At 49.4% G+C, this 7,748-nt stretch carries 7 protein-coding genes and 1 rRNA gene; 3 read left to right on the top strand and 5 right to left on the bottom strand.

Going from position 1 to position 7,748, the window contains the following annotated elements:
• Positions 1 to 213: 213 nt before the first annotated feature.
• Positions 214 to 3,000 carry a DNA polymerase I gene (gene polA / locus FDX09_RS09425; protein ID WP_137347107.1) on the bottom strand — a complete coding sequence of 929 codons (2,787 nt, stop codon included), beginning with the start codon at positions 2,998 to 3,000 and terminating at the stop codon, positions 214 to 216.
• A gap of 363 nt (positions 3,001 to 3,363) precedes the next feature.
• On the opposite strand from polA, the gene FDX09_RS09430 reads away from it, so the two are divergent.
• Entirely contained in the window at positions 3,364 to 4,299 is a 936-nt protein-coding gene (locus FDX09_RS09430; protein WP_038635830.1) for an acyltransferase, read from the top strand.
• A gap of 13 nt (positions 4,300 to 4,312) precedes the next feature.
• On the opposite strand, the gene dsbA is transcribed toward FDX09_RS09430, so the two are convergent.
• The 3 genes from dsbA to FDX09_RS09445 all read right to left on the bottom strand — a co-directional run bounded on the left by dsbA (position 4,313) and on the right by FDX09_RS09445 (position 6,285).
• Positions 4,313 to 4,936, bottom strand: coding sequence for a thiol:disulfide interchange protein DsbA (gene dsbA / locus FDX09_RS09435; RefSeq protein WP_038635827.1), 624 nt, complete (start codon positions 4,934 to 4,936; stop codon positions 4,313 to 4,315).
• 16 nt (positions 4,937 to 4,952) lie between these two features.
• The gene (locus FDX09_RS09440) at positions 4,953 to 5,939 is read right to left on the bottom strand and encodes a serine/threonine protein kinase (RefSeq protein WP_137347108.1); all 987 of its coding nucleotides are present in this window, start codon (positions 5,937 to 5,939) and stop codon (positions 4,953 to 4,955) included.
• Positions 5,940 to 6,015: 76 nt separating this feature from the next.
• Positions 6,016 to 6,285, bottom strand: a complete 270-nt coding sequence (locus tag FDX09_RS09445; protein ID WP_003028616.1) for a YihD family protein — start codon at positions 6,283 to 6,285, stop codon at positions 6,016 to 6,018.
• Between the two features lie 69 nt (positions 6,286 to 6,354).
• Between FDX09_RS09445 and mobA the strand changes: the two genes are divergently transcribed.
• Together mobA and mobB are read left to right on the top strand one after the other, a co-directional pair.
• Positions 6,355 to 6,939, top strand: coding sequence for a molybdenum cofactor guanylyltransferase MobA (gene mobA, locus FDX09_RS09450; RefSeq protein ID WP_085049695.1), 585 nt, complete (start codon positions 6,355 to 6,357; stop codon positions 6,937 to 6,939).
• The gene (mobB, locus tag FDX09_RS09455) at positions 6,936 to 7,439 is read left to right on the top strand and encodes a molybdopterin-guanine dinucleotide biosynthesis protein MobB (protein ID WP_137347109.1); all 504 of its coding nucleotides are present in this window, start codon (positions 6,936 to 6,938) and stop codon (positions 7,437 to 7,439) included. Before mobA ends, mobB begins: the two co-directional genes overlap by 4 nt.
• Positions 7,440 to 7,564: 125 nt before the next feature.
• On the opposite strand, the gene rrf is transcribed toward mobB, so the two are convergent.
• A 5S ribosomal RNA gene (rrf, locus tag FDX09_RS09460) occupies positions 7,565 to 7,680 on the bottom strand.
• Positions 7,681 to 7,748 lie beyond the last annotated feature (68 nt).

A 7,748-nucleotide genomic window follows, 5' to 3' on the forward strand; every position in this document is an offset into this window, starting at 1 on the left:
CAGCCAAATCCGATTACGTGAAGTAAAAGGTCTGAAAGATAGAACATCTTACCTCTGTACCCTACGAGAATAACTTTACTCTTTTTTGAGCAGCTCAGAAAGCACTTTTTGTAATTTTTTTTCATTCCTTACATAGGGAATTCTAATGGACATCACAAAAAGTTCTATCTTATGTTGCTTAGTTACGAAAAAAGGCCGTTATTCAGTCACCCCTTAGTGCGCCTGATCCCAGTTTTCACCACTACCGACTTCCACTAATAACGGCACGTCAATCTGGGTCTCGTTTTCCATCAGTTGATGGATCTTTTTCGACACACTTTCCAGGTCATCTTTGTGCACTTCAAACACCAGTTCATCGTGAACCTGCATGATCATGCTCACGCGCGGTTGCTCGGTTTGCAGCCATCCGTCTACGGCTATCATGGCTCGCTTAATAATGTCTGCGGCAGTACCTTGCATCGGGGCGTTGATTGCGGCACGTTCAGCACCCGCACGACGAGCGCCATTACTGGATTTAATATCCGGCAAATAGAGGCGACGACCTTCCAGCGTTTCAACGTAACCCTGCTCTTTTGCCTGTGCACGCGTGCGTTCCATATATTCCAGCACGCCAGGATAGCGTTCGAAGTAGAGATCCATGTACTTCTGTGCTTCCTTGCGCGGAATATTTAACTGGCGAGCAAGACCAAAGGCGCTCATCCCGTAGATCAGACCGAAGTTGATAGCTTTCGCGCTGCGGCGTTGTTCGTTAGTTACTGAATCCAGCGGTAAGCCAAAGACTTCAGCAGCCGTTGCGCGGTGAATATCTTTCCCTTCGGCAAATGCGGTAAGTAAGCCTTTATCACGCGAGAGGTGCGCCATGATACGCAGTTCAATCTGCGAGTAGTCCGCGGAAACAATCACGTAGTCTTCCGGCGCAATAAACGCCTGGCGAATACGACGACCTTCGTCATTACGTACCGGGATGTTTTGCAGGTTCGGATCCGTTGAAGACAAGCGCCCGGTCGCGGTAACAGCCTGATGATAGGAGGTATGTACGCGCCCGGTTTTCTTGTTAATCATCAACGGAAGCTTGTCCGTATAGGTCGACTTCAGTTTTGCTAACCCGCGATATTCCAGGATCACTTTCGGCAATGGGTAATCCAACGCAAGCTCTTCCAGTACCTCTTCCGACGTTGATGGTGCGCCGCCAGGCGTTTTCTTCAGCGGCTTAATGCCCTGCTTTTCAAACAGGATGGTTTGCAGTTGCTTGGTGGAAGAGAGGTTAAACGCTTCGCCGGCAATCTCGTGCGCTTTTTGCTCCAGCTCGTTCAAACGCAGCGTCAGCTCTTCTGAATGCTTGTGCAGAACAGCCGGATCGATTTTCACACCGTTGCGCTCAACGCGAGACAAAACCGGCACCAGCGGCATATCAATATTTTCAAAGACGTTCAGCGGCCCTTTATGCTGCTGCAATTCTGGCCACATCTTCAGATGCAACTGTAGCGTAACGTCGGCGTCTTCCGCAGCGTAACGACCGGCCTCTTCCAGCGCTATCTGGTTAAAGGTCAGCTGGTTTTTGCCTTTTCCGGCGATCTCTTCAAAGGTGATGGTTTTATGTTTCAGCCAGCGATCGGACAGGCTGTCCATATCGTGTCGTCCAGCAACGCTGTTAAGAATGTAGGACTCGAGCATGGTGTCAAAGGTGATGCCGCGCAGCTCGATGCCATAATTCGCCAGGATACCGCGATCGTACTTCAGGTTTTGCCCGACTTTGTGCGCGTTCTCATCTTCCAGCAGCGGCTTTAGCAGCGCCAGCGCACGGTCGCGCGCGATCTGATCGGGGGCGTCCAGGTAGTCATGGGCAACAGGAACATACACCGCCACGCCCGGTTCAATGGCAAAAGACAGTCCAACCAGATTCGCAGAGATATTGTCCAGGCTGTCAGTTTCTGTATCAAAGGCGAAGACGGGCGCTTTTTTCAGCTTCGCGATCCACTCTTCCAGCGTCGCTTCATCCAGAATCGTCACGTAATTATCGTAGGAAAGAGCCGTCGCAGGTTCTTCCGGCGTAGCCTCGACGACGATTGTTTCCTGCGGTTTAGCCGCTGGCTTCGTTCCTTTCGCCTGTAGCCATTTACCGGATTCTACGTCTGCAACCCAACGCTTAAATTCGTACTGTTTAAACAGACCAAGCAGTTCATCTGTTGCGGGCTGCTTCACTTCCAGTTGCTCGCAGGTTAACTCCAGCTCAACATCTGTTTTAATGGTCGCTAATTGATAAGAGAGGTACGCCACCTCTTTATTTTGCTCAAGCTTGCCCGCCATGGTTTTCGCACCACGGAAAGTCAGCCCCGCAATTTTGTCAGATTCAGCATAAAGGGTATCCAGCCCACCCAGCCCCTGGAGCAGAGCCTGAGCCGTTTTTTCACCCACGCCAGGAACGCCTGGAATGTTATCGGAGGAGTCGCCCATCAGCGCCAGGAAATCAATGATCAGCTCAGGTGGCACACCGTACTTATTCACCACTTCATCCGGGCCGAGGATCGTATTGGTCATGGTGTTGATCAGGGTGATGTTCGGTGTCACCAGCTGAGCCATATCTTTATCACCGGTACTGATCAACACCGGACGACCAACCTTTTCCGCTTCACGCGCCAGCGTACCGATAACATCATCGGCTTCCACGCCTGAAACAGCCAGTAATGGCAGCCCCATCGCTTTTACCATCGCATGCAGAGGTTCAATCTGCGCGCGCAGATCGTCAGGCATTGGCGGGCGATGTGACTTGTAATGCTCGAATAATTCATCACGGAAGGTTTTACCCTTAGCGTCGAATACCACAGCAGCATGGGTCGGCTGATATTGTAGAATCAAGCTACGCAACATGTTGAGAACACCGTACATCGCACCAGTAGGTTCTCCTGCGCTGTTAGTCAGCGGCGGAAACGCGTGATATGCGCGATAAAGGTAAGATGAGCCATCTACAAGGATAAGTGGGTTTTCTGGGATCTGAACCATAATGTCCGTGCCTGTTTATCAGATTATGGGTAAAGGATGCCACAGACGGGATGAAAACATGAGTTTTTCGCCGTTTTTGTTGAAAAACTTTTGCAGTTCTTCTGCTTTGATCGCAAATCAAATTGTGGATAACTTTGTGAATAAATAATTTTCAGCGCTTTAAATATAGCACGTTAATTATTGATCAATTACATTTTTTCCTATATTTCAGTTAATTAAAGAAACTTGCAGCATTTTATTCCATTTTTATCGCTTGTCTCCTGATGTGGATAGATATTCCTTTTTTTTCTATTCAGGGAAGATCCATCATTTGGTTCGTTTTCTGATAAAATTAGCCCCTTGCGCCTCTTTAGCGCACTGTCTATGGCTAACCTTTTGAATAATTTAATTATGACAAGAATACTCGCTGCGATAACGCTGTTGCTGAGTATCGTATTGACCATATTGGTCACGATTTTTTGTTCTGTGCCGATCATCCTTGCCGGGGTTGTAAAACTCCTTTTGCCTGTTCCTGTCGTTTGGCGCAAGGTTTCCATCTTCTGTAATTTCATGATGTATTGCTGGTGTGAAGGTCTGGCGCTACTTCTACACCTCAATCCACGATTGAAGTGGGACGTCGAAGGGCTGGAAGGTCTTAGCAAAAAAAACTGGTATCTGCTCATTTGTAATCATTACAGCTGGGCCGATATCGTTGTGCTTTGCGTTCTGTTCCGTAAGCACATCCCGATGAATAAATATTTTCTCAAACAACAGCTGGCCTGGGTGCCGTTTATTGGCCTGGCCTGCTGGGCGCTGGATATGCCGTTTATGAAACGTTATTCACGCGGCTATCTGCTCCGTCACCCGGAACGGCGCGGTAAAGATGTGGAAACAACGCGTCGTTCCTGCGAGAAGTTTCGCGTACACCCGACAACTATCGTGAATTTTGTCGAAGGTTCACGCTTTACTAACGAGAAACGTGAGCAAACCCGCTCCCCCTATCAAAACCTGCTCCCACCTAAGGCGGCCGGTATCGCTATGGCATTGAATGTGCTGGGGTCGCAGTTTGATAAGTTGCTGAACGTCACGTTGTGCTACCCGGAAAATAGCAGCCGCCCTTTCTACGATATGCTGAGCGGCAAATTAACGCGTATTGTCGTACGGGTGAACCTGGAGCAAATTCAAGAAGAGTTGCACGGTGATTACGTGAACGATAAAGGTTTCAAGCGTCGGTTTCAGCTATGGTTGAATACGCTCTGGAGCGAGAAAGACGCGCAAATAGATGCGATTAAAGCCACAAACAAAAAAGCCGGTCAATGACCGGCTTTCGCTTTTACTTCTGACTAACCAGGAATTTCACGGTATCCGCATACTGCTGTACAAAGATATCCATGCTGCTGGTATCCATGCCTTGCGGGTTTACCTGGTATTTACCATTCACGAACATCGCCGGAACGCCCTGCAGCTGTAAATCAGCCGCCGCTTTTTCCTGCTGCGCCACGAGTGATTTCACCACAAAGCTGTTCCATGCCGCATCGTAGTCTTCACCTTTAATACCCGCGTCGACAAACACTTTACGGATATCTGCAACAGACTGAACGGTCTGGGTTTTCTGAACCCCTTCAAACAGCGGAACAGTGACCTTATCTTCAACGCCAAGTGCCATAGCAACAGCCCAGGCCTGCGTCAGATCTTTACCCAAAGGCCCAAGAAACTCGACGTGGTATTTGGTCATCTTGGTGCCTTCCGGCAGTTTTTTCTTCACGTTATCAGACACATGAAGCACTTCTTCAAACTGGTAGCAATGCGGGCAGTAGAAGGAGAAGAACTCCAACACTTGCGGTTCACCCGCAACAGGCTTTTCCAGAGTGATGTATTGTTTGCCATCCTGGAACTGCGCCGCAGATGCGCTAAAAGCTAAAACCATACCAGCCAGCGCCAGCCATATTTTTTTCATGTTCAAGTTTCTCCGATTAATACATTGGCGTTAATTGTAAGGGGGGCTCTTGCAGAATTTTTGCCTGCTCAATAAAAGTTGCGGTCTGACGATGCCAGTAATCTTCCCCGGTTAACCACGGGAAGTTTTTTGGAAACGCAGGGTCACCCCAACGTCGAATCAGCCACGCAAGATAATAAACTAAACGCATAGCACGTAAAGGTTCGATCAGTCCGATTTCTGTCGTGTCGAACTCACTAAACTCTTCATAAGCCTCGATAATGGTTTCAAGCTGCATGCGTTGTTCAGCTTTATCACCATTGAGGAGCATCCATAAATCCTGAACAGCCGGACCATTGCGGGCATCATCTAAATCGACAAACATTGGGCCGTCACGCCACAGAATATTGCCGGCATGACAATCACCGTGCAGGCGTAACGTGGCAAAACGCGTATGCCAGCATTCGGAAACTACTGTAATAAGTGAATCCGTTGCTTTCAGGAAGGCTGCTTTTTGCCCTGATGGAATAAGTTGGGCCTGTTCAAACAGTTTACGCGGTTCGGTCAGATACTCTTCAAGGCCAATCGTGGGACGGAAAGCGAAATTACGCTTGCCGCCAGTCTGGTGCATACGCCCCAGATAGCGCCCAACCGCCTCCATCTGATCGATGTTATCTGCCTCAAACTGGCGCCCGCCGACGCTTGGGAAGATCGCATAATGAAAACCCTGATGGCTTAACAGTGTTTGGTCGTTCAGTACCAGCGGCGCAGCAACCGGCACTTCATCGCTCACCAGTTCCAGAGCAAACTGGTGCTCTTCCTGGATCTGATCGACAGACCAACGCTCAGGGCGATAAAACTTAACGACAAAGCGTCTGCGGTCTTCGTCCTGAAACTGATAGACACGGTTTTCATAGCTGTTAAGCGGGGTAAGCCCGGAGTCCACCCGGATCCCCTGCTCAAACAGCGCATCCATGATGGTATCCGGGTGTAGCGTCTGGAAAGTAAAAGCGTTGTCGTTCATCCCATCATCCGGAAAATACTACGAATGATTCAGGATATCATTTCGCAGCGCTTTCGGTGGCGGCGATTACAAGCTTTTACTCTTTAATTACGCCACGTGCGCGGAGAAGGGCTGTTTTAAAATCTTCTTCATAATCTTTCTGAATACCTGGGATGACGGCGTCTTTCGCCGAGTCACGCATTTTCAGGTGATAGATCAGAATGTCATCAGTTAAATCCGCCAGTTCACCGTCAAAACCTGACTCTTGCGCCAGTTTCTGTAAAAATTGCATCAGGTTAAGATCGGGTTCTTTCTGCCAGGCTGGCTGGAGGAGTTCAATAACTTCATTCAGGCGTTTACATTTCATGGTTGTGCTCCTTAGGCTCAATACGGATACGTTAGCAGGGTCAATCCCACATTAAAAGAGGCGATATCAGTGATTCTGGATAGTGCAATAACAGGGGTTGTGCTGGCGGGCGGTAAGGCCAGACGGATGGGCGGAACGGATAAAGGTTTGCTTGAGCTGGACGGTAAACCGCTTTGGCGGCATGTAGCCGATACCCTCGCTTTGCAGGTCGAAACCGTAGTCGTTAATGCCAATCGCCACCGGGATATCTACCAACAAAGCGGCCTGAAAGTGATTCCCGATGCCCTGGCCGATTTCCCTGGCCCACTGGCCGGGATGCTGTCGGTATTCCTGCAGCAAGCGGGAGACTGGTTTTTGTTCTGCCCGTGCGATATGCCCTATATTCCTCACGATCTGGTCTCTCGTTTAAAAGAGCAGCGCAAAGCTGCACCAATCGTCTGGGTGCATGATGGGGAAAGAGATCACCCGACCATTGCCCTGATGCACCGTTCCTTGCAGCCCTTGCTACAGGATTATCTTCAGTCAGGTGAACGACGCGTCATGATTTTTATGCGTCAGGCTGGCGGTCATGCCGTCGATTTCAGCGATCATAAAGATGCATTCGTAAACGTGAACACACCTGAAGAACTCGCAAAATGGCAGGAAAAATCATGATCCCATTACTTGCCATTGCGGCATGGAGCGGTACGGGAAAAACCACGCTGCTAAAGAAACTGATCCCTGAGCTGCGCGCCAGAGGTATTAGACCCGGATTGATTAAGCATACTCACCATAATATGGATATCGACAAGCCCGGCAAAGATAGCTATGAGCTGCGCAAGGCAGGGGCGGCACAAACACTGGTCGCCAGTCAGCAACGTTGGGCGTTAATGGTAGAAACACCGGAAGAACCCGAACTGGATTTAGCGTATCTGGTAAGCAGGATGGATGCTTCGACGTTGGATATGGTACTGGTTGAGGGATTTAAGCATGAACCTGTTGCGAAGATCCTGCTTTTTCGCGAGGGCTGCGGGCATAGTTCTGAAGAGTTGGCGATGGATGAGTTTGTTATCGCGGTTGCCAGTGATGTTCCGTTACCTGTGGATGTTCCATCATTAGATATTAATGATATACAGCAACTTGCTGATTTTGTTATGCAATGGGTAAGAAGATAACCACGGTGCCGCAATGTGCCTGATGCGCTGCGCTTATCAGGCCTACATCCAGGTAACAACGGCTGTGTTCACCACAGACGCAAAAAAGCCCATCCGGCAGGACGGGCTTCTTCACTTTATTTGATGCCTGGCAGTTCCCTACTCTCGCATGGGGAGACCCCACACTACCATCGGCGCTACGGCGTTTCACTTCTGAGTTCGGCATGGGGTCAGGTGGGACCACCGCGCTACAGCCGCCAGGCAAATTCTGTTATCAACACGCCTTTAGCATGTCGATGTTATCTGTAATCAAGCTGAAACTGATGTCTG

It is taken from the genome of Citrobacter sp. wls717 (genome assembly GCF_005280955.1).
Taxonomy (GTDB): domain Bacteria; phylum Pseudomonadota; class Gammaproteobacteria; order Enterobacterales; family Enterobacteriaceae; genus Citrobacter; species Citrobacter werkmanii.